Source organism: Streptomyces spectabilis (assembly GCF_008704795.1).
GTDB lineage: Bacteria > Actinomycetota > Actinomycetes > Streptomycetales > Streptomycetaceae > Streptomyces > Streptomyces spectabilis.
In genome coordinates, this window is the sequence record NZ_CP023690.1 from 9,036,129 (window position 1) to 9,057,625 (window position 21,497).

Here is a 21,497-nt window from a genome sequence, read left to right on the forward strand (position 1 = left end):
GAGGAGGTGCGCGGACATGGTGGAGACAGGAGCGCCGAAGGCGGGCGGAACGGCCGGGCAGGTCACCGTCGGCCTTGAGGTCAGCCAGTGGAAGTACCTCTCCGGCGAGGCGAGCGACCCCCAGATGCACGCCGTCCTCAGCGTGCGTGTGGACGGCACCGAGGGCGGTGGCCCGGTGCTCGCGCAGGTGCTGGCCCTGGACTGCTCCGGCTCGATGACCTGGCCGCCGGAGAAGCTGCACGCGGCTCAGGAGGCGGCCGTCGCCGCGATCCGTGAACTGCCCGACGGCACGCCGTTCGCGGTGGTGCGGGGCAACGAGGGCGGGACCATGGCGTACCCCGGAACCCCGAGCATGGCGTGCGCCTCGTACGAGACCCGGGAGCGGGCGGAGCGGGCGGTGTACGGCCTCGTCGCGGGCGGCGGCACCTGCATCGGCGCCTGGCTGGACCTCGCCCGTCGGCTGCTGACCGAGCAGGGCGCCCCCATCGGGCACGTCCTGCTGCTCACCGACGGAAAGAACGAGCACGACGAGCAGATGCCGCTGGCGGGCGTCCTGGAGGAGTGCGCGGGCCGGTTCGTCTGCGACGCGTGGGGGATCGGCGACGGCTGGGACGCGCGCGAGCTGCTCGGCATCACCCGCCGGCTGCACGGCTCCGCCTCCTCGGTGCGGGAGGAGGGGGCCCTTCCCGCGGAGTACGAGAAGCTGGTGAACCGCCTCCTCACCAAGACCGTCCCCGAGCTGGCGATCTCGGTGACCCCGATGCCCGGGGCCGAGGTGCGCTACCTCAAGCAGGTCTTCCCGACCGAGGCGGAGCTGACCCCCGAGGACGGGGCCGCACGGGCCACCGGTGCCGAACGGGTCGACAGGACCGAACGGTTCGTCACCCGCGCCTGGGGCGACGAGACCCGCCGCTACCAGCTGTGCCTGTCCGCCGACCCGGCCGGCCACCCGCGCCGCGAGGACCTTCAACTCGCCGTGGTCGCCGTCGACCTACCCGGCGCCCAGGAGATAGGGCTCCCGGCGCCGCAGCCCTGCCTGGTGCACTGGACCGACAACCCGGCCCTGTCCCGGCACACCGACGCCCGGGTCGAGCACTTCGAGCAGCACCAGCGGCTCGGCGAGGCCGTCGCCGCCGCGACCGACGCCCACCGCCGCGGCGAACGCGACCTCGCCGAGCACCAGTTGGGCCGGGCGGCGCAGCTGGCCCGGGCGATGGGCGCCGACGAGCACCTGGCCCGCCTCGCCCAGCTGGTGCGGATCGACGACGCGAGCGCCGGGCGGGTCACCCTGCGCCCCGACGTCACGGCCGTCGACTTCGAGCATCTGATCACCGCCAGCAGCCACAGCAGCTACGGCCCCGCGTCCGGTACCGGCGGCGTCAGCGCGCCCGCGGGCACGGCCGCAGGGGGGCCGGGCGGAGCCACCGTGCCCTGCCCGGTCTGCGCCCACAAGGCACCGGCGGCGGCCCGGTTCTGCCCCTCCTGCGGTCACCACTTCGGGTCCCGGCCGTGAGCACCACCGGCCGGGACCTGACCCGAAGGCTCAGGCTGCTCCTGGCACTCGGGGCCGCCACCACCTTCGTGCTGTTCCTCGCCTACCGGGGCGTGCACGACGACAGCGTGCCGCTGTCGTCGTCGAGCACCCCCGGGATACTGGCCGTCGACACCGCGCAGAGCGCGATGCGCAAGGCCCACGAGGTGGTCCGTGACGGCGGGCCGGAGGGCGACATGAGCAGCGAGTTCCACACCCAGACCTCGGTCGCCCACCAGAGCCTCGCGCTCGCCGCCTCGGAGAACGTCACCGGACTGGAGGGCCGCCACGACCTGCAGACCATCACCGGTCTGATCGCCGTCTACTCCGGCTGGGTGGAGCGCTGGGGCCAGGAGCCGGACGGCTCCCCGCTGCGCGCCGCCTATCTGTTCTACGCCGAGCAGGTGCTCGGCCTCCAGGCCGAACCCGGTGCCGACGGAGACATCATGAGCCGCCTCGACGCCCTGCGCGGCCGACAGCTCGACGAGGCCGGCCAGCAGGCGGCCTTCCCGTGGCCGCTGTGGCTCGGCTGGAGCACGGTCGCCGTGCTGTACGTCGCGCTGTGCGCCGCGCTCCTCGAGACCCAGCGCTACGTACGGCGTCGCTTCCGGCGGCCGGTTCAGGTGCGGCTCCTCGCCGCGACCGCCGTGTGCGCGGTCGGCGTACCGCTCCTTGCGTGGGTCACGGTCGAGGCGCACGGCGCCATGACCGACTCCGTCGCCGGGATCCGCGTACCGAAGGACGACCCGGACGACATCCCCAGGGTCGCGGAGCAGGTGCAGGACGCGCTGACGCACGCCGGGCTCTGGGCGTCGCTGTCCACCTGGGTGCTGTTGGGAGGGGCCGTGGTGATGGCGCTGACGGTGTGGGGGCTGTGGCCGCGGATCGCCGAGTACCGGTTCAGGGCACCACGATGAGGACCAGAACGAGGACCGGGACGAGGGACGGGATGAGGAACGGGATGAGGGCCGGGACGAGGAGCGGGATGAGTGCCGCGCTGCGCCGCCCCCGTACCCTCGCCGTCCTCGCCGTCTGCCTCGTCCTGCTCGGCGCGGGTGTGGTCACCGGGGTGCGCTGGGCACGGGACGTGACGGGCTCGGTCACCCTGCTCGCCAACTGGAGCGGCGCGGAGCGCGAGCGGTTCGAGGAGGACGTCATCGAGCCGTTCGAGGACGAGCACCGGATCGACGTCGTCTACCAGGGCAGTTCCGCGCTCAGCCAGGTGCTCGCCGCCGACGTGGCGGCCGGGAACCCGCCCGACGTGGCGGTCCTGCCGGGGCCGGGCGAACTGCTGAGCTACGCGGCCGACGGCAGGCTCGAGCCCCTGGACGGACTGTTCGACCGCCGACAGTACGACGGCATCTGGGCGCCGGAGGTGACCATCCCGGGCCGGGGCGCCCACACCTACTGGCTCCCCGTCAAGACCGGGCTCAAGAGCATGGTGTGGTACAAGGACGACTGGCCCGACGTACGGTCGCCGGGCACGCCCGGACGGTGGTGTCTGGGCATGGAGTCCGGCGCGACCTCCGGCTGGCCGGGCACCGACTGGGTGGAGGACATCCTGCTCCAGCAGGCCGGGCCCCGGGTGTACGAGGACTGGGCGAACGGCGAACTCCCCTGGACCGACGGCGCCGTGCGCAAGGCCTGGACCACCTTCGGCGAACTGGTCGGCGCCGGCCGGAACCGCCGTGTCGAGCAGGCCCTGACCACCGGCTTCGGCGCGGACTGCGCCCCCGACCGCCTGGAACACCAGGGCTCCTTCCGCGCCGACCACTGGGATCGGGCGGAAGGCGCTTACGTCCACTCCGCCGAGATCGTCCCCGACGCCGGGCCGAACGACGGGGCCTATGAGGTCTCCGGCGACCTCGCGGCCCTGCTCGACCCCTCGCCGGAGGCCGAACAGTTCATCCGCTACCTGGCCGACCCCGACACGGCACTGCCGGAGTACACCGCAAACAAGAAGGCCGAGCCGGACGGTCGACAGGGCAGCACGAAGCGGGAGATCGGAGAGCTCCTGCGCAAACCGGGAGGGCCCCGCTGCTGGGACGCCTCCGACGCCATGCCCCGCACCACCCGCGACGCCTTCCACCAGGCGGTACTGCGCTTCCTCGTCGCCCCGGAACACCTGGACGCCCGCCTGACGGAACTGGAGGCGGTACGCACCGTGCAGGACCTGCCGGTGTGCGGCGGTGGCTGACCTGCCCCCGGGCGGAGGACATTCCATGGGTGAGTACGTCGAAGTCAACGGGACCACGATCTGGACCGAGAGCCGGGGCCGGGGGCCCGACGTCCTGCTGATCGCGGGGCTCGGCGACCCCGCGGAGGCGTGGCACGCCCAGCTCGACGGGCTGGCGGACCGCTACCGGGTCATCGCCTTCGACAACCGAGGGGTGGGGCGGACCCCGCTGCCCGAGGGGCCCCTGTCCGTGGCCACGATGGCTGACGACGCCGCGGAACTGCTGCGGGCGCTCCACGTCGACACGGCGCACGTCGTCGGCTTCTCGGGCGGCAGCGCGATCGCACAGGAGCTGACGCTACGTCACCCAGCGGCCGTGCACAGCCTCGTCCTGGTCAGTACCTGGGCGCGGCCTGACGCCTACGTCACCTCCATGACCCGCTTCTGGCACTGGCTGGTGACGGAGGCGCCCGACGAGCGCGCCTTGCTGGAGGCGTTCTTCCTGTGGATCTACTCGCCGCGCGCCCACGCCGACGGCACGGTGCGGCGGATCGTCGACGAAACGCTCGCCTTCGCCCACCCGCAGTCCGCCGAGGCCTTCCAGCGTCAACTGGAGGCGTTCATGCGGCACGACACGCTCGATCGACTGCCCGGCATCACGAAGCCGACCCTCGTCCTGGCCGGTGAACGGGACATCGCCACGCCCCCGCGGCTGGGGCGGATCGTGGCCGACGCCGTCCCCGGCGCCCGCTTCGAAGTCCTGCCGGGCGAGGCGCACCAACCGTTCCAAGAGTCCCCGGGAGCGTTCAACGCACGGGTCGATGCCTTCTGGGGCGAGGCCGGCGGCCGCACTCCACTGCCCTGAAGCGGACGGGTGGCTCCGAGCGCCGCTCGCCGGGACACACGCGTCAGCGCAGCGCGCCCTCGCTCATGTGCACCGCGCGCAGGGCGCGTTCGACGGTCTCCTGGTTCTCGCCGACCGGAGCCACGTAGTCGAGGACGGCACGCGCGGCGTCCTGCCCGAGCGTGCGGGTGATCACCCAGGTCGCGAGGTACTGGGAGGCCAGACAGCCGCCCGCCGTGGCGATGTTCCCCTCGGCGTGGAACGGAGCGTCCAGCACCGTGACGCCGCAGGCTTCGACGAAGGGCCTGGACGTCCTGTCGGCACAGGCCGGCATGCCCGACAGGAGCCCGAGCCGGGCGAGCACCAGAGCGCCGGAGCACTGCGATCCGATCAGCTGGCGCCCGGGATCCAGCGGCAGCCGGGAGACCAGCCGGTCGTCGGCGACCACATCGCGCGTCTTCACCCCGCTGCCGATGAGCACGACGTCGGCATCGGCGACGAACTCCAGCGGGCGCTGCCCGGTCACCTCGACGCCGTTCATCGACGTGACGCGCGGCGTCGGGGTCGTGATGAAGGCCTCCAAGCCGTCCTTGCGGCACCGGTTCACGAGCGCGGAAGCGATGAAACTGTCGAGTTCGTTGAACCCGTCGAACGTGACCACGGCCACCTGCATCGCGGATCCCCTCCAGCTGGGCGTCGATGAGCCCTCCCACCCTCACCGCCGCACCACCACGAAGCACGGGCCAATCGACAGCCAGTGGCATGCCCGCCCGCCCGGGGCCCGACTGACGCGGTCCGGGCACACCTGGCCGCGCGCCGCCGTCGAGCCGGCCGCGGGGGACGGCTTCGGCTCGACGGCGGCGGGCCGGGGGCCCGGACGGGGTCGTCGTCACGGGCTGCCCGGCCTGTGGAGGATGGTCGGTTGACGCGCGCTCGCGGACTACTGCTCAGTCGCGTCCAGCGCGGTCGGTCTCGTCGTGGCGCCCTTGGACGGCCATGTCGTCTTCCCCCTCAACGGCGCAGCCAGGCACAGGTGCCTGGCTGCGCCGCGGACATCGTTCCCCCGAACCGGACAGTTCTTGTCCGCCCCCGTGTCCGTGCCACTTGGTTTCTACCAGCCCGCATCGGTGACACGTGTGTCCGTACGGGTGTTGATCGTGCCCGTATTCGTTCCGTTCGGCGGGGCATTGCCGCAGGACGCGCCCGCCCGCGCCTCCGTATGCGGGTGTGGCGGTGACCGTTTCCTGCCCGGACCGTTCGGCGCGTACCTCCGCGGGGCCCGTCGGACCGTTAGGGCAGCGTCCCGCCCGCGTTGAGGATCAGCTGCCTGAGGACCTTCAGCGTGGTGACGTAGTCCGCGTCGGCGATGCCTTCATGGAGGGCGGCGCGGATCGCCGGGGCGTTGCGTGACAGGTCGACGCGGGCCTGTTCCCCCTCTTCGGTGAGCCACAGCCGGTCGTCGTCGTCCCGTCTCAGCCAGCCGCGCTTGACGAGCACCGCGGAGTCGGCCGCCAGGTCGTCCTCGGGCCGGATGTAGAGGCTCATGGCCTCCCGCAGTTCGGGCACGGTCATGCCCTGGCCGTCGGGTGAGATGTCGTTGACCGAGAGGTTGCGCAGCAGCCAGAACTGCGGCTGGGTGTAGCCCTTTTCGGCCTGCCGGTTCCGGGTGTACGTGATCAGCGCCTCGTAGGCCACGCCGGTCCAGTAGGCGGCGGGCTGTCCGGCGAGTTGGGCGTCGGTCGGCTGCTGGGTCGTCATGAGTCGTTTCCCTTCGAGTACTTCGGGCGCTTCGGGTACTTCGGGTTCGAAAGCGGCTGCCGCGAGCCGTTCGTGGGGTCAGTCGGCCGCGAGGGTGTTCTGGGCGGCGCCGATGCGCCAGGCGCCGTCCTCCTTGGCCAGGATGTAGAAGGGGCGGCCCTCGGGCCGGTCGGCGATGCGGGTGCCGTCGGGGCGTACCGGCTGCTGGCGGACGTTCACCGCGGCGACGTCGGGCCGCAGGAACAGCACGCGCTCGACGTCGTAGACGGCGGTGGACTCGGCCGTCGCGCCGGGCAGCACCTTCTGGGTGAAGGCCGCGATCTCCTCGTAGCCCGAGAGCCGCTTGCCGTGGCCGGTGGTCCACACGGGGTCCTCGCGGCGGAAGAGGCTCAGGAAGCGGTCGGCCAGCTCGTTCTGCTGGGCGTGCTCGACCTCGGCGACCAGGCGGCGGATCGCGGCCACCTCGGCGTCGGTCTCCGGGCCCTCGGGGGCCCCGAACACCTCGACCGGCCGGTACGAGCCCGACGTCAGCTCGGCCACCGCGCCCGGCCGGACCGGCTGCCAGCCGAGGGCGGTACGGGCGGCGGCGCCGCTGACGCTCTGGTCGAGGGCGAGCGCGTCCGCGAAGAGCCGGCCGAAGACCTCGGCGGCCTGCTCGACCGGCACCGCGTGCGGGGCGGCGAGCACTCCGGCCGCGCGCCCGGCGGCGCGGGCGAGGTCACGGACCGCGACGGCCGAGTCGCCGACGCCGTGCCAGACGGTGCCTGCCTCGGCCCGCTCGGCGGCGGCCACGAACAGCTCGGCCAGGTCGTCCACGTGGACGGTCGGCCAGCGCACGCCCTCCTCGCCGTAGTACTCGGGCACTCCCTGCCGGCGGGCCCGGTCGACCAGGATGGCGGGGATGCCGCCGCCGCGGCCGTACACGATGGCGGGCCGGACCACGACCGCGCGCACGCCCTCGGCGGCCTCGGCCAGCACCCGCTGCTCGATCCGCGGGCGGTAGCCGACGATGCCGATCGGGTCGGTCGGGGCCTCCTCGCCGACCTCCTGGGCATCGCCGGTGGCGCCGAGCACCCAGACGCCGCTGGTGTAGACGAAGGGGCGGCCGGTACCGCGCAGCGGAGTGGCGAGCGCCGCGACGACGGCGGTGTCGACGTCCGCGTCGCCGCTCGGGGGAGCCAGGTGGATCACGGCTTCGATCTCGGGGGTCACCGCGTCGGCCAGCGAGGCCGGGTCCGCGGTGTCGCCGACGACCTGGCCGTGCCAGCCCCGGCCCGGCTGCGGCTCGGCGCTCCGGGTGAGCGCGACGACCTGGTGGCCCGCGGCGGCGAGGTGCTCGGTGACGGCGGAGCCGATGTAGCCGGTGGCACCGGTGAGCAGAACCTTCATGACATTCCCGTCGTGAGGAACGAGATGTGACATCTCGTCAGGTGGTGTGCTGACTTGCTGCGCGTCCGCGCGCGGACCCACGGGGGAGTCGTGCGTGGACGCGCGAGGGGTGGGGCATGTGGTCGTGGAACGCGGTCCACGGGCACGGACCCGCCGCCGTCCGCGGCGGGGGCACGGCTCAGAACCGCGTGACGGTCAGATCCGCCCAGGTGTCCCACAGGTCGAGCGCCGCATAGGCAGGCCGCCAGCGGTCCGCGTACGCGCGGTGCGCGGACTCCGGCAGGAGCTGCGCCAGAACGGCGGCGACGGTCCCCTCGGCGGCGCCGTCCAGGATCCAGGGCAGGATCTGAGCCGCGTCGGCCTCGACGCGCCGGGCGTGGACGCGTCCGAAGTGCTCCCACTGCTCCTCTCTCAAGACGCTCTGGACCAGCGGGAAGACGGCCTCCTCCTCATGGCGGAGATGCCCGCGCAGACCGGTGACCAGCGAGTCCGTGAGTTCACCGCACAGGTCGAGACCGACATCCGGGTCGGCAAGGGCCTGGTCGATCATCTGGAGCAGGCGGGCGAGCACGGCGTGCTCGGCCTCGATCGCCTCCAGCCGCGTCAGGGACAAGGGGTGACCGTGCAGAGCCTGTCGAAGGGAGGGCCACAGCGCGTCGTCCTCGGCGGAGTGGTGGGCGTGCAGAGCCGTCCGGAACAGCTGCCAGCCCGCGGTGCGCAGGACGTTGCGAGGATCGGGACCGGCGCGGGTGGTGGCCCGGGCGAGTAAGCGCAACTCCCTTCGCAGGGCGTCGTGCATCGCGTACGTCACGGTCATGTCGAGCCTGTCTCTCATGACTGGTCCCTCCAGGAACAGGGCAGCGCGAAGCCGCGCCCGACGGCGCGGGGCACCAGGGGGAAGAAGGGGCCGGGCGGTGACGGCCGGGGGAGCGAGTCCCCAGGAGCGGCCTGCCCGTGTGCCTCAAGCCTCCCGCGGGAGCAGCAGCCGGATCAACGCAAGCTTCGTGCGTTGATCGATAACTCGACGGTTATCGGAGTTCAGAACCGTAGGGTGCCGGCCTCGCGGACCGTGTCGGCGAGGGCGCTGATCAGCTCGTTCTCCGCCTCGGTCCGCCAGACCAGGGCGAAGGACAAGGCCGCGAGGTCGGTGACGGGCAGCCAGCGGATGTTCGGCATGCCCCAGTGCCGGGTGACATGGCTGGGAAAGCCGTGGATGATCTCGCCCATGCCGACCTGATTGATCAGCTCTTCGGCGTTGGTCACCAGGCTTCCACGCTCGATCGGCCGCCCCTGGGCGGTATGGAAGGGCAGGTAACTGTCCTCCCAGTAGTCCGGCATGTTGGGGGCGACGGCGTGCTGGAAGTCGGCGAACATCTCCAGGTGCGCCGACGTCCGCTCGGCGAGTGGGTGGCCGGCGGCCACCGCGAGGACCCGGGAGTCCGTGCACAGGACCGGGCCGACGGTGAGGTCGGGCTCCTGCACGGGCAGCCAGGTGACGAGCACGTCCATGGCGTCGTCACGGAGCCGGCCGAACGGATCGACGTACGCCAGCTGGCGGATCTCCAGTTCCCACTGCGGATGCCGCGAGCGGAACGTCCTCCAGTAGTGGTGCATGTCGACGAGGTTGAACGGCATCATGCCGACGCGGAGCCTGCCGGTGACACCGCTTGCGGTCATCCGGGCGCGTTCCAGGGACGCGTGCAGGCCCGCATAGACCGGCTGCAGGTCGTCGCGGAGCTGGCGCCCGACGCTGGTCAGGCGCACGGTGCGGCTGGTGCGCTCGAACAGCGCGGCGCCGATGCGCCGCTCCTGCTTCCTGATCGCCTGGCTGACCCGTGCCTGGGAGACCAGCAGCCGCTCGGCACTCCGGCCGAAGTGCAACTCCTCGGCCACCACCAGAAAGATCTCGATGTCCCGCAGCTCCATCACGCCCCCCGTGTCCTTCTGCGGCCCGGCAGTCCGGAGGCTGCCGAGCCGCAGAAGTATATGTTGATCACCGTTGCGCGGGCCGGAGAGTCATGTTCGGCGCGGTACGGCTCCGTCCTGCCGGCGGTAGAGGTCGCGCAGCAGGGAGATCTCGGCGCCGTGGTGGATCAGCTCCCTGTTGACGTGCAGGACGATGCCCTCCATGGGACGCCGCTCGGGACCCGCCGCGGGCGGATTCTCCAGGTCGGCGTCCGAGAGTTCGCGGACCCCGGCGTTCCATCTCTCGTACATCTCATCGAGCTGTCTCAGCGCCTCGTCGGCGGTCCCCGCGTAGGGGAACGTCCGGGAGTCGACGTCCTGGCCGCCGAAGTGCCATCCGACCCGATAGCCCAGACAGGAGACGATGACGTGCGCCAACCGCCAGGCAATCGTGGTCACCGGCGCGGGCTCCGGGCCGGGGGACGCGAAGTCCATCGTCCATTCCCCCGAGCCTTCCGGCATCGATGTGGCCGACGTGCCACGTGGGCGGATGCTCCAGCAGTCGCGCACCGGCTCCCAGAAGTACTCCTCATCGGCGAGACCGTCCAGCCGAGGCCGCAGGTTCTTGCGCCAGTGCCAGTCCAACTGCTCCGCGAGCTGCACGCTTCTTGTCATTTCCGCACACTACATACAGCGGAAACCCGGCTGTGCCCCTCGCGGACGCCGTCGTCGCACTGCCCAAGGAGTGAACGTGACCTCTGTCCGTGAGATCGAGATTCTGGCTGACGGCGCGCACGCCGGGCAGACCGACAAGATCGGCGTGCCGTACGTCGAGCATGTCCGGGCCGTGGCCGCCGGGCTCCGCCCCTTCGGCGACGAACTCGTCATGGCGGGCTTGTTGCACGACATCCTGGAGGACACCGACTGGACCGCCGAGCGACTGCGGAAGGCGGGGGTGCCGACCCGGGTCGTCGAGATCGTCGAGGCGGTGACCCGTCAGCCGGGCATGGCATACGACGAAATGATCCGCCGCGTCACCGCCGATCCCCAGGCGACCCTCGTGAAGATCGCCGACAACGCGCACAACAGCCACCCCGCCCGGGCCGCGCGGCTATCCGCCGACCAGCGAGAGCGCCTGGCGGCGAAGTACCGCGCCGCGCGCGCCGTGCTGTGGCCGGCGGCGAACCGGGACGACATCGAGGCCGTCGTCCGCCTCGTCAACCCGTCGCTGCTCGGCGAGTTGGACACTCACTCATGAGCAGCGCGGGCGTGACGGCGCTTCCACAGGTGGCACGCGAGTTCAACGCCGTCCGCTGATCCGCGCCCGCGACAACCCCGGCCCGCCACGAACCGTCCTGTCCCGTCCGGCCGCACCTCGCATTTCCCGGGTGTCGGGTGCGTGGTTTCCGGTGCGTGGTTTCCGGTGTGCTTCGTGCGTCCTCCCAATGGAGGAATCCGCGTGCCGGTAGCGCCATTTTCGCTTCCGGCATGGTCAAACTGGGCGGGAAATCTGGTTTCGCCATGAAATGATGGGAAATCAACGTGCTTTGCTGCCCATCCGGTTCTCTTTCACGCGCCGCGCGGCATCCCTGGTGCCCGATAGCGCCGCTGTGAGCCTCGCCGCCTCCTCACAGGCGTTCGCCGACTGGCCGCCCCGGTGTGAAGGCGGCCGTCGCGCACCAGGGTCACTGCCGTGGCCGGGCAGTGCACTCCCGGGCTTGTTCTCACTGTTCCGTACGGCGGGCGTGCGGGGGGCACCGTGCGCGTCGGCGGCAACGACCCGACCTACCTCACACTCTCTGCCCCCACCGACGCGAAGGAGAATGACGATGGAGCCCGTCTACGACGTAATGGCCCGCCTGCTCACCGAGCATTTCGGCGTGCCGGAGGATCAGATCCGCCCGGATGCCACCTTCGAGGCGCTGGAGTTCGACTCACTCGCCCGGCTGGAGCTGGGCATGGTGCTCGTGGACACCTTCGGCGTGAGCCTGCCCGAGGACCGGGTGGACATGACGCTCGCCGAAGCGGCCGAGTACCTCACGGCGGCCGTCGGCGCGGCGGAAGCGGCTGACCGCCTGCAGAAGTCGGTCCGGTGACAGCGCGGGACATGGCCGTCACAGGGCTCGGTCTCGTCACCCCCGCGGGCGTGGGTGTCGAGGAGTCCTGGACGGGGATCTGCGCCGGCAGCGGACTCGCGGCGCGCGACGAGGTCCTCACCGGTCTCCCCGTCGACTTCTCGTGCTGGGTGCCGGACTTCGACGCTGCCGCCCTGCTCGGCCCGCGGCTCACCTGGCGCATCGACCGGTTCACTCAACTCGCCATGGTGGCCGCCCGTCAGGCGGTGGCGGACGCGGCACTGGACCCTGAGGAGTGGGACGCGCCGCGGGTCGCCGTCGTCCTCGGCGTGGCTGCCGCCGGAGGTGACACCTGGACGGACGCCTACCGCCATCTCGCCGAGGGCCGCGTCAACGCCATCTCGCCGCTCACACTGCCGCGTTCGCTGCCCAACATGGTCGCAGGCGAGGTCTCGATGGACCTGCGCGCGACCGGGCCCTGCCTCACCACATCGACGGCGTGCGCCTCCGGGGCCACCGCTCTCGGCATCGCGCGCGACCTGCTGCGCTCCGGTTCCTGCGACATCGCGATCGCGGGCGGCACCGACTGCGCCCGGGTACCGATGGGGTCGGCCGCCTTCTACCGGCTCGGCGCCCTCTCCCAGCGCCGTGACGATCCGGCCGCCGCGTCCCGCCCCTTCGACGTGGACCGGGACGGCTTCGTACTCAGCGAGGGCGCCGGCGTCGTCGTCCTGGAGCGCCCGGAGCACGCCCGTGCCCGCGGCGCCCGGATCCGCGGCTACCTCGCCGGATACGGGGCCTCCGCCGACGGCTACCACGCCACCAGCCCCCGTCCGGACGGCGACGGCGCACGGCGGGCCGTCGAAGCGGCCCTCGCCGACGCCGGTTCCGAACCGGCGGAAGTCCACCACGTCAACGCCCACGGCACCTCGACCCCACAGGGCGACCGCATCGAGGCGAACATGCTCGGCACCCTCTTCGGGTCGGGCACACCCCCGGTGACCTCCGTGAAGGGTGCCATCGGCCACACGCTGGGCGCCGCCGGGGCAGTGGAGGCCGCGGTGACGGTGCTCTCCCTGGAGCGGCAGCTCGTCCCGCCCACCGCCAACCTCAACCAGCTCGACGAGGGCCTGGCCATCGACGTCGTCACCAAGGCGCCCCGGGCCCACCGGATGACGGGCGCCCTCAGCAACGCCTTCGGCTTCGGCGGTCAGAACGCGGTGCTCTTCTTCCGGGCCGCATGACGCCAGTGACCGCCCGCCCCCGTCTTGTGCTGCTGCTCGCCGCCCTGGTGGCCGCCCTCTGCGCGGTCGCGGGCGCGGGCACGCACGAGCGGCTCGCCAACGGGGGCTACACCGCGAAGGACACGGAGGCGGACCGGGCGGCCGCGGTGCTGGCCCGCGCGGGCGCGGCCCCGCCGGACCTGGTGCTCCTCGCCCGGTCCTCCACGGGGGTGGACGCGGCAGGTGCCCGACGGACGGGCCTCGGCCTCACGCGGGAGCTGGCCGCGGCCGACGGGGTGGCCTCGACCCGCTCGTACTGGATCACGTCCGACACGCTGCTGCGCTCCAAGGACGGGCGGGCCGCCCTGGTCACCGCCGACCTCGAAGGCGCCGACCGGGACGCGACAGCCACAGCCCGCGAGCTGGTCCCCGAGCTCACGGGCCACCGCGGGCCCCTGGACATCACCGCGACCGGCGCCTCCTGGGTGAGCGTGCAGGCCGCGGAGGCGAGCGCACGGGACCTCGTCACCGCCGAGTTGATCGCGGCGCCCCTCACCCTGCTGCTCCTCGCGGTGGCGCTGCGCTCGCTGCTCGCCGCCCTTGTGCCCGTCGTGATCGGCGCGCTCGCGGTCGTGGGCACGACGGCGCTGCTGCGGGCGCTGACGTACGCCATGCCGGTGTCGGTCTTCGCGATGAACCTTACGACGGCGCTCGGCTTCGGCCTCGCCGTCGACTACGGACTCTTCCTCATCACCCGGTTCCGCGAGGAGCTGGGCCACAGCCGTGCGGTGCCCGACGCGGTGGCGCGCACGGTGCGCACCACCGGACACACGGTGGTGGTCTCGGCCTGCACGGTGGCCCTCGCGATGGCGGCGCTGCTCGTGCTGCCGCTGCCGTTCCTGCGCTCCATGGCCTGCGCGGGCATGGCGGTGGCGCTCCTCGCGGCGGCCGCCGCCCTGGCCGTCGTACCGCCGCTGCTGCTTCTGCTCGGCGAGCGCATCGGCCGCACCGGGCGCCCCGACAGCCCGCTGTGGCGGCGGGCCGCGAAGGTGGTCACCCGGCGGCCGGCGCTGTACGGGATCGGCTGCGCGGTGGCCCTGGTGCTGTGCGCGATGCCGTTCGGGCACGTCCGGTTCGGGCTCATCGACGAGCGGACGCTGCTGGCGAGCACCGAGGCCCATGCGACGGGGGAGGAGATCCGGGGGCGCTTCGCCGCGCCCGCCGAGCGGACCCTCACGGTGGTACTGCCCAAGGCGGCTGACGCCGAGGCGTACCGGCGGCGGGTGGCCGCCCTGGACGACGTGGCCTCGGTCCGCCCCGCGAACGTGCCCGGGCTCGGCCCGGTGTTGACCGTCGTCGGCACCGCGGAACCCCAATCGGCCGCCGCGCAGCGGCTTGTGGCCGACCTCCGTGAGGCATCCCCCGAGGGCGCCCGGGTGGCGGGCCGCGCGGCGATGCTCGTCGACACCAAGGCGGCGGTGGCCGAGCGGCTGCCCCTGGCCGGCGGAGTACTGGCGGTCACCACCTGGGCGATGCTCTTCCTGCTGACCCGCAGCGTGCTGCTGCCCTTCAAGGCGCTGCTCGTGGGCGCGTTGAGCCTGACGGCGAGCTTCGGCCTGGTGGTGCACATCTTCCAGGACGGCCATCTACGGGGTGTGCTCGGCGAGTTCGCCGTCACGGGCGCGCTGGACCTGACGCTGCCCCTGCTCATGGCGGCCGTGGCCTTCGGACTCGCGATCGACTACGAGATCTTCCTGCTCTCCCGCGTGCGCGAGCAGTGGCTGCGGGGCCTGGACAACCGGGACGCCGTGGTGGAGGGCGTGGCCCGCACCGGGCGGCTCGTCACCACGGCGGCCCTCGCGGTGGCCCTGGTCACAGGAGTGCTCGCCACCTCCGGACTGACGGTCCTGAAGCTCCTCGGCACCGGGCTCGCCGTCGCCGTGCTCCTTGACGCCACCGTGGTCCGGGGAATCCTGGTCCCTGCCTTCCTCACCCTGGCGGGCCGCGCCAACTGGTGGGCGCCCGCGTGGCTGCCGCAAGGCGACCCGACCGGGGCACAGGGACGGGGAGTCCGTCGAAGTGCCCCTCTCGCGGACTCGGTCGAGAGCCATGCTGACGGTTGCCGCGCTATGACTCGCCGGTGATCCTGGCCGAGCCGATCGTCGCCGCGACGATCTCCCTGGCGGCGGTCCGGGTCGACGAGCCGGAGTTCAGGTTGGTCAGTGATGGCTGGTCGAGGGCGTGGACGACGAACTCGTAGGTGTTCACCGTCGAGGGCGAGCACGGCCCCTGGTAGCCGTAGAGGCTCGCGCTGCCGCGGTAGTAGACCTGCCGGGCTCCCGCCGGGACCGACGGCCGGTACGTGTGGTCGACGTTCTGGGGGAGTGAGGTCGTGCTCGGCGGGATGTCGTAGATGACCCAGTGGATGAGGTTGCCGTTGTCGAGGTCGCGCATGACGATCGCGTAGCTCTTGGCGGCGGCCGGAGCACCCGACCAGGTCAAGGGAGGCGATTCGTTCCTCTTGGCGGGGTCGCTCCCTCCGCCGCTGGTGCACTCGTGGACCTTGGGGATGACGCCGCCGTCGGTGAACGCGGTGCTGGACAGGGCGAACGCGCTCCGGGGTGCCGACGGCGCCGACGAAGCCGTGGCCGGCGAGAGGGCGGCGGCCCCGGTGATGAGCAGAGCGCACAGCACGATCCTTGCACTTCTCACTGGAGGCTCCCGAGGATGTTTGTGGTCGCTGAGGTGTCCGTGGCGCGAGAGCGGTATGCGTGCGGTGGAACCAGCGTATGCACCACGGGTTTTGACGTCATGTCACTTATCGATTCAATCGATGTACTTTTCTCGCTCTCACGAACCTGGAGGGCGCGAGCCTGCTGGGGACGCGTCTGCTGGGGACGAGCGTGCCGAGGACGAGGTCTTACGGAACGGTGACGCGGGCCGGTGCCACCGGCCGACGGCCCTCACCGCCGCCTAGCGTGGGCGGCATGCGGGTACTGGTCACCGGCGGCGCCGGGTTCATCGGAACACACCTCGTCGACGCGCTCCTTGAGCGCGGCCACGACGTCGTCTCCTACGACGCGCTCCTGGCATCGGCGCACACGGGTCCGGCGCGCGCGGCCCGCCCCGGGGAGCGGCTCGTCCTCGCGGACGTACGGGACGGGCAGGCCGTCACGGAGGCGCTGCGCGGCGTCGACGCCGTCTGCCACCAGGCGGCGATGGTGGGTCTCGGCAAGGACTTCGTGGACGCGCCCGCGTACGTCGGCTGCAACGACCTGGGCACAGCGGTGCTGCTCGCCGCGATGGCCGCGGCCGGGGTGCGGTGTCTGGTCCTCGCCGGGTCGATGGTGATCTACGGAGAGGGGCGGTACACGTGCGCCCGTCACGGTCCGGTGCGGCCGGGGCCGCGCGCCGACGTCGACCTGGCGGCGGGCCGCTTCGAGCCCCTCTGCCCGCTGTGCGGCGACGACTTGGCGCCGGGCCTGGTCCCGGAGGACGCGCCCGCCGACCCGCGCAACGTGTACGCGGCGACGAAGCTCCAGCAGGAGCACCTGTGCGCCGCGTGGGCCCGGAGCACCGGCGGCCGCGCGGTGTCGCTGCGCTACCACAACGTGTACGGGCCCGGCATGCCCCGCGACACGCCCTATGCCGGGGTGGCGTCCCTGTTCCGGTCCGCCCTCGCCCGGGGTGAGGCGCCGCAGGTCTTCGAGGACGGCGGGCAGTTGCGGGACTTCGTCCACGTACGGGACGTGGCGTCGGCGGCGGCGACGGCCGCCGAGGCGGCGGGGTCCCGCGCGGCCGGGTCGCTCACCGCGTACAACACCGGCAGCGGGGAGCCGCACACGGTCGGCGAGATGGCCCGGGCGCTGGCCCTGGCCCACGGCGGGCCCGCCCCGGTGACCACGGGCGCCTACCGGCTCGGCGACGTACGGCACATCACGGCGGACTCGGCCCGGCTGCGCCGGGAGCTCGGGTGGGAGCCGAGGACGGGGTTCGCGGAGGGGATGCGGGAGTTCGCCGGGGCGCCGCTGCGGTAGCCGGGCGGCCCTGCGCGCCGGCCGGGGCTACACGGCCCCGGCCGGTGGCAGGACCACCTCGAAACGGCAGCCGCCGGAGACATTGCGCACGGCCGCGCGGCCCCGGTGGGCCTCGACGATGCCGCGCACGATGGCGAGGCCGAGCCCGGCGCCCGCGGGCGGGGTCCGCGCGTGCGTCCCCCGCCAGCCCATGTCGAAGACCCGCGCCAGGTCCTCCTCGGGGATGCCGCCGCATTCGTCCGTCACCGACAGGACGACCCCGTCGGCCGACCGCTCGGCCGCGACGGCGACCGTGCCGTCCGCGGGCGTCCGGCGGATCGCGTTGATCAGGAGATTGCCGAGGACCCGGCTCATCTCCTTGCTGTCGACCTCCACCGGTACGGCGTCGATGCGCTGCCCCACGAGCCGTACGCCGTGCTCGCGCGCGAGCGGATCGGCCCCGGCCAGGGCGTCGCCCACCAGGTCGTAGACGGAGATCCGCGCGCGGGTGAGCGCGAGGGCCCCGGCGTGGATGCGGGAGAGCTCGAACAGGTCGCCCACCATGCCGTCGAGGCGCTCGACCTCGGTGCGGATCTGGCGCAGATAGCGGTCGGGCTCGGCGGCCACGCCGTCCTCCAGGGCCTCGGCCATGGCGCGCAGGCCCGCGAGCGGGGTGCGCAGGTCGTGCGAGATCCAGGCGACGAGTTCGCGGCGCGAGTTCTCCAGGGCCCGCTCCCGCTCGCGGGACTCGGCGAGGCGCGCGCTGGTGTGCTCCAACTCCTGGCTGAGCGCGGAGAGTTCGGCCGTCGCGGGCGCCTCGGGGGCGGCGAAGCTGCCGCCGGTACCGAACGAGCGGGCCGCCCGCGCCAGGTCCCTGCTGCGGGCGACGACCCACCGGCCGAGCAGGAGCGCCGCGGCGAAGGACACGACGGAGGCCATGGCCACGACGATGGTGACGACGGTCAGGTCGTGCCGGGACAGGAACATCTGCCACGCGACGGCGAGCGTCCCCGCGAGCATGGCCGTGACGGCCACCGCGACGATGACGGTCAGGGACACGACGAGCGAACGGTGGCGCAGCAGCCGCAGCGCACCGGCGCCGAGCAGTCCGGCGGCCGCCGCGCCGAGGAAGGCGTACAGGGCGATGAGCAGGATGTCGGTCACGGGCGCGGGCCGCCTTCGCGGCCCGCGGGATCCGCGGCCACCGCCGGGGCTTCCGCCCCCGGCTCCTCCACCTCACCCGGCACACCCGGCACTTCCGCCTCGCCGGCCTCCAGGCGGTACCCGACCCCCCACACCGTCTGGATCAGCCGCGGTGCCCCGGGGTCGTCCTCCACTTTGCCGCGCAGCCTGCGGACGTGGACCGTGACCGTGGACAGGTCGCCGAAGTCCCAGCCCCACACCTCGCGCATCAGCTCCTCGCGGCCGAAGGCGCGGCCCGGGTGTCGCAGGAAGTGGGCGAGGAGGTCGAACTCGCGGACGGTCAGGGCGAGGTCGGCGCCGCGCTTGGTGGCGCGGCGCGCCGCCGGGTCCAGGGCGAGGGCTCCGGCACGCAGCCGCGCGCCGGGCCGCGGCGCCGGTGCGGCCGCGCGGCTGCGGCGGAGCACCGACTCGACCCGCAGGACGAGCTCGCGCGGGCTGAACGGCTTGGTCACGTAGTCATCCGCCCCTATCTCCAGGCCCAGGATGCGGTCGTCCTCGTCGCCCCGCGCGGTCAGCATGATCACCGGTACGGGGCCGCGGGCCCGCAGCCTGCGGCAGACCTCCAGGCCGTCCATGCCGGGCAGCATCAGGTCGAGGACGACGAGGTCGGGCTCGCGCGCCGCGGCGCGGTCGAGGGCGCCGGGGCCGTCGACCGCCCGGTCGACCGCGTACCCGGCGCGCTCCAAGTAGCCGGTGACGACTTCGGCGACGGTGAGGTCGTCGTCCACGACGAGGACGCGCGCACCGGTGCCTGAGGGTGGATTCCGCATGTCACCAGCCTCGCACCACGCGCTCACGCGCGCGGACCGCGCGGAGCCCCACGGCCCCGACGTCCGCGTTTCGTAAGGACCCGAAGCCCGTTTTGCCCGTTTCTGCTTCGTAGGGTGAGGGCCGTGACTCACCCTTCCCCCGCCTCCCCGGTCCCGGTGGAGCGCCCCGTTCCGCCCGCCGACGTCGTGCTGCCCTGCCTCGACGAGGCCGCGGCGCTGCCCTGGGTGCTCGCCCGCATCCCGGCGGGCTGGCGCGCGATCGTCGTGGACAACGGCTCCACCGACGGCTCGGCCGACATCGCCCGCGCGCTCGGCGCGACCGTCGTGCACGAACCGCGGCGCGGCTTCGGCGCCGCCTGCCACGCCGGGCTCGCCGCCGCCGACGCGGACGTCGTGTGCTTCTGCGACTGCGACGCCTCCCTGGACCCGGGGCTGCTCGTGCCGTTCGTACGCGAGGTCGCCGCCGACCGCGCCGACCTCGTCCTCGGCCGCAGGCGGCCCCGGAGGCGCGGGGCCTGGCCGCCGCACGCCCGCGCGGGCAACCTCGCGCTGTCGCTGATGCTGCGCCGCCGCACCGGTCTCACCCTGCGCGACCTGGGCCCACTGCGGGCGGCACGCCGCGCGGACCTGCTGTCCCTCGCGCTCACCGACCGGCGCAGCGGCTACCCCTTGCAGATGGTGGTGCGGGCCGCCGACGCCGACTGGCGGATCGAGGAGCGCGACGTGCCGTATCTGCCGCGCGTCGGCGCGTCCAAGGTCACCGGCACCTGGCGGGGCACCTGGCAGGCGGTGCGGGACATGCGCCGCGTCCTCGCCGAGCCGCCCCTCGCCACGGGCCCGCGCGGCCCGCGGAAGGAGGCCGCGCGATGACCGCACGCACCGGGCCCGCCACCCTCCTGGTCATCGCCAAGGCTCCGCTCCCGGGCGCCGTGAAGACCCGGCTCACCCCGCCCTACACCCCGCAGGAAGCCGCCCGGCTCGCCGAGGCCGCGCTCGCCGACACCCTGGACGCCGTGCTCGCGGCGCCCGCGCGGCGCAGAGTGCTCGTCCTCGCCGGGGAGCCGGGGCCCTGGCTGCCGCCCGGCATCGAGGTGGTGCCGCAGGGCGCGGGCGGGCTCGACGCACGGCTCGCCGCCGCGTTCGCGGGCTGCGCGGGGCCGACCGTGCTCGTCGGCATGGACACCCCGCAGGTGACGCCCGCGCTGCTCGCGCCCGCGCTCGCGGCCGACGCCCGGCGGGACGCCGACGCCTGGTTCGGGCCCGCGGCCGACGGCGGGTTCTGGGCCCTCGGGCTCGCCGAGCCGGACCCGGACCTGCTGCGCGGGGTCCCCATGTCCACGCCGACGACCGGCGCCGCGCAGCGCGCCCGGCTCACCGGGGCGGGTCTGCGCGTGCGCGACCTCGCGGTGCTGCGGGACGTCGACACGGCGGCCGACGCCGCCCGCGTCGCGGCCCGCGCCCCCGGCACCCGGTTCGCCGCCGAACTGACCAGGATCGACCGCCTCGCCAGGATCGGCCGGAGGGTCCGCCGATGAGCACCGTCGTCCCTCCGACGCCGTGGGGCGCCGATCTGTACGAGGAGGCGCTGCGCGCCGGGCGCGGCCCGCTGTTCCTGCGCCGCGCCGACGGCTGGCTGCTCCCGCTCGACGTGGAGCGCTGGTGCGCGGCGCCCGACCCGGCCGACCGGTCGGCGCTGCGCCGCTGCGCGGGCGCCGTCCTCGACATCGGCTGCGGCCCCGGCCGACTGGTCGCCGCGCTCGCCTCCGGGGGCCACCGCGCACTCGGCATCGACGTCAGCGAGGCGGCCGTCCGGCACACGCTGCGCATCGGCGGCTCCGCCCTGCGCCGGTCCGTCTTCGACCCGCTGCCGGGCGAGGGCCGCTGGGGCACCGCGCTGCTCATGGACGGCAACGTCGGCATCGGCGGCGACCCGGCCGCGCTCCTCGTCCGCGTGGCCGAACTCCTCGCCCCCGGCGGCCTGTTGATCGCCGAGGCGGCGCCCGTCGAGATGGACGAGCGGGTGCGCGTGCGGGTCGACGACGGCACGGGGCGCGCCCGGCCCGGCGCCACGTTCCCGTGGGCCCGGCTGGGCGCGGCCGCGCTCCTCGGGTACGCCCGCCGGGCGGGGCTGCGCCCGGCCGATCAGTGGACGGCCGACGGCCGCTGCTTCGTGGCCCTGCGGCGGCGCGCGGCCCGCAGCGCGAGCCACAGCGCCGAGCCCGCGAAGAGGCCCGCCGTGACCAGCAGCCAGCGGGCCAGGAACACGTCGGCGGACAGCCCCGTGACGCGTTCGTAGCGCGGCACCTGACGGGTGATCAGCGGGAACCACACCAGCAGGAGCAGCAGCGACAGGGCCGCCGGAACCCGTACGAACGCGGTCAGGTTCCGGCGCCGCCCGCCGAGCGCGGCCGTCACGGCCCGGTCGGCGGCCGCGTACAGAGGCACGAGCGCGAGGTCGTGCAGCAGCGCCGCCCCGACGAACCACACCGGGACCGCCGCCCAGTCGTCGCGCAGCAGCCGCACCCCCGCGTACCCGGCGAGCGCGAACGAGGCGAGCAGCAGCACGAGGTGGCAGGGGCCCGCCCCGTACCGGCGGCGCGCCGCCGC

21 protein-coding genes are annotated in these 21,497 nt (G+C 73.6%); 12 read left to right on the forward strand and 9 right to left on the reverse strand.

What is annotated here, in order from left to right; all coding sequences use genetic code 11:
• Positions 1 to 16: 16 nt before the first annotated feature.
• The 4 genes from CP982_RS38380 (at position 17) to CP982_RS38395 (ending at position 4,572) form a co-directional block, all read left to right on the forward strand.
• Positions 17 to 1,513, forward strand: coding sequence for a VWA domain-containing protein (locus tag CP982_RS38380; protein ID WP_170316586.1), 1,497 nt, complete (start codon positions 17 to 19; stop codon positions 1,511 to 1,513).
• Positions 1,510 to 2,448, forward strand: a complete 939-nt coding sequence (locus CP982_RS38385) for a hypothetical protein (protein ID WP_150514711.1) — start codon at positions 1,510 to 1,512, stop codon at positions 2,446 to 2,448. The genes CP982_RS38380 and CP982_RS38385 overlap by 4 nt, the downstream gene beginning before the upstream one ends.
• Before the next feature lie 68 nt (positions 2,449 to 2,516).
• On the forward strand, positions 2,517 to 3,728 hold the full coding sequence (locus CP982_RS38390) for an ABC transporter substrate-binding protein (RefSeq protein ID WP_229879203.1): 1,212 nt from the start codon (positions 2,517 to 2,519) through the stop codon (positions 3,726 to 3,728).
• A gap of 25 nt (positions 3,729 to 3,753) precedes the next feature.
• Entirely contained in the window at positions 3,754 to 4,572 is an 819-nt protein-coding gene (locus tag CP982_RS38395) for an alpha/beta fold hydrolase (RefSeq protein ID WP_150514712.1), read from the forward strand.
• A gap of 43 nt (positions 4,573 to 4,615) precedes the next feature.
• Here the strand turns inward: CP982_RS38395 and CP982_RS38400 are convergent, their stop codons facing one another.
• From CP982_RS38400 to CP982_RS38425, 6 genes are all read right to left on the reverse strand, one after another.
• Positions 4,616 to 5,224, reverse strand: coding sequence for a DJ-1/PfpI family protein (locus CP982_RS38400; RefSeq protein ID WP_150514713.1), 609 nt, complete (start codon positions 5,222 to 5,224; stop codon positions 4,616 to 4,618).
• A 617-nt stretch (positions 5,225 to 5,841) separates the two neighbouring features.
• Positions 5,842 to 6,309 (reverse strand): MarR family winged helix-turn-helix transcriptional regulator, encoded by a 468-nt coding sequence (locus CP982_RS38405; RefSeq protein WP_150514714.1) that lies wholly within the window; start codon positions 6,307 to 6,309, stop codon positions 5,842 to 5,844.
• Positions 6,310 to 6,387: 78 nt separating this feature from the next.
• On the reverse strand, positions 6,388 to 7,698 hold the full coding sequence (locus CP982_RS38410) for an SgcJ/EcaC family oxidoreductase (RefSeq protein WP_150514715.1): 1,311 nt from the start codon (positions 7,696 to 7,698) through the stop codon (positions 6,388 to 6,390).
• Between the two features lie 178 nt (positions 7,699 to 7,876).
• On the reverse strand, positions 7,877 to 8,533 hold the full coding sequence (locus tag CP982_RS38415; protein WP_150514716.1) for a hemerythrin domain-containing protein: 657 nt from the start codon (positions 8,531 to 8,533) through the stop codon (positions 7,877 to 7,879).
• 203 nt (positions 8,534 to 8,736) lie between these two features.
• Complete coding sequence (locus tag CP982_RS38420; protein WP_150515939.1) at positions 8,737 to 9,624, reverse strand: LysR family transcriptional regulator; 888 nt, start codon at positions 9,622 to 9,624, stop codon at positions 8,737 to 8,739.
• A 90-nt stretch (positions 9,625 to 9,714) separates the two neighbouring features.
• Positions 9,715 to 10,278 (reverse strand): DinB family protein, encoded by a 564-nt coding sequence (locus CP982_RS38425; RefSeq protein WP_150514717.1) that lies wholly within the window; start codon positions 10,276 to 10,278, stop codon positions 9,715 to 9,717.
• A 76-nt stretch (positions 10,279 to 10,354) separates the two neighbouring features.
• Between CP982_RS38425 and CP982_RS38430 the strand changes: the two genes are divergently transcribed.
• The 4 genes from CP982_RS38430 (at position 10,355) to CP982_RS38445 (ending at position 15,045) form a co-directional block, all read left to right on the forward strand.
• Entirely contained in the window at positions 10,355 to 10,861 is a 507-nt protein-coding gene (locus tag CP982_RS38430; RefSeq protein ID WP_150514718.1) for an HD domain-containing protein, read from the forward strand.
• A gap of 571 nt (positions 10,862 to 11,432) precedes the next feature.
• On the forward strand, positions 11,433 to 11,699 hold the full coding sequence (locus tag CP982_RS41995; RefSeq protein WP_170316587.1) for an acyl carrier protein: 267 nt from the start codon (positions 11,433 to 11,435) through the stop codon (positions 11,697 to 11,699).
• Positions 11,696 to 12,922 carry a beta-ketoacyl-[acyl-carrier-protein] synthase family protein gene (locus CP982_RS38440; protein WP_184924846.1) on the forward strand — a complete coding sequence of 409 codons (1,227 nt, stop codon included), beginning with the start codon at positions 11,696 to 11,698 and terminating at the stop codon, positions 12,920 to 12,922. The genes CP982_RS41995 and CP982_RS38440 overlap by 4 nt, the downstream gene beginning before the upstream one ends.
• Positions 12,919 to 15,045 (forward strand): MMPL family transporter, encoded by a 2,127-nt coding sequence (locus tag CP982_RS38445; protein ID WP_150514720.1) that lies wholly within the window; start codon positions 12,919 to 12,921, stop codon positions 15,043 to 15,045. Before CP982_RS38440 ends, CP982_RS38445 begins: the two co-directional genes overlap by 4 nt.
• Here CP982_RS38445 and CP982_RS38450 read toward each other — a convergent pair.
• Entirely contained in the window at positions 15,029 to 15,613 is a 585-nt protein-coding gene (locus CP982_RS38450; protein WP_229879204.1) for a YbhB/YbcL family Raf kinase inhibitor-like protein, read from the reverse strand. The two genes, CP982_RS38445 and CP982_RS38450, sit on opposite strands and share 17 nt — an antisense overlap.
• Before the next feature lie 275 nt (positions 15,614 to 15,888).
• On the opposite strand from CP982_RS38450, the gene CP982_RS38455 reads away from it, so the two are divergent.
• A complete protein-coding gene (locus tag CP982_RS38455) occupies positions 15,889 to 16,938 on the forward strand; it encodes an NAD-dependent epimerase/dehydratase family protein (protein WP_150514721.1) in 1,050 nt (349 codons plus the stop codon).
• A 27-nt stretch (positions 16,939 to 16,965) separates the two neighbouring features.
• Here CP982_RS38455 and CP982_RS38460 read toward each other — a convergent pair whose 3' ends face one another.
• A complete protein-coding gene (locus tag CP982_RS38460) occupies positions 16,966 to 18,081 on the reverse strand; it encodes a sensor histidine kinase (protein WP_150514722.1) in 1,116 nt (371 codons plus the stop codon).
• Positions 18,078 to 18,890, reverse strand: coding sequence for a response regulator transcription factor (locus CP982_RS38465; protein WP_150514723.1), 813 nt, complete (start codon positions 18,888 to 18,890; stop codon positions 18,078 to 18,080). Before CP982_RS38465 ends, CP982_RS38460 begins: the two co-directional genes overlap by 4 nt.
• A 123-nt stretch (positions 18,891 to 19,013) precedes the next feature.
• Here CP982_RS38465 and CP982_RS38470 point away from each other — a divergent pair, with 123 nt between their 5' ends.
• From CP982_RS38470 to CP982_RS43155, 3 genes are read left to right on the forward strand one after another with little or no spacing between them, the layout of a single operon-like run.
• Positions 19,014 to 19,760 (forward strand): glycosyltransferase family 2 protein, encoded by a 747-nt coding sequence (locus CP982_RS38470; RefSeq protein WP_229879206.1) that lies wholly within the window; start codon positions 19,014 to 19,016, stop codon positions 19,758 to 19,760.
• Positions 19,757 to 20,425, forward strand: coding sequence for a TIGR04282 family arsenosugar biosynthesis glycosyltransferase (locus tag CP982_RS38475; protein ID WP_150514724.1), 669 nt, complete (start codon positions 19,757 to 19,759; stop codon positions 20,423 to 20,425). The genes CP982_RS38470 and CP982_RS38475 overlap by 4 nt, the downstream gene beginning before the upstream one ends.
• Positions 20,422 to 21,186, forward strand: a complete 765-nt coding sequence (locus CP982_RS43155; RefSeq protein WP_150514725.1) for a class I SAM-dependent methyltransferase — start codon at positions 20,422 to 20,424, stop codon at positions 21,184 to 21,186. Before CP982_RS38475 ends, CP982_RS43155 begins: the two co-directional genes overlap by 4 nt.
• The last annotated feature ends 311 nt before the right edge of the window (positions 21,187 to 21,497 follow it).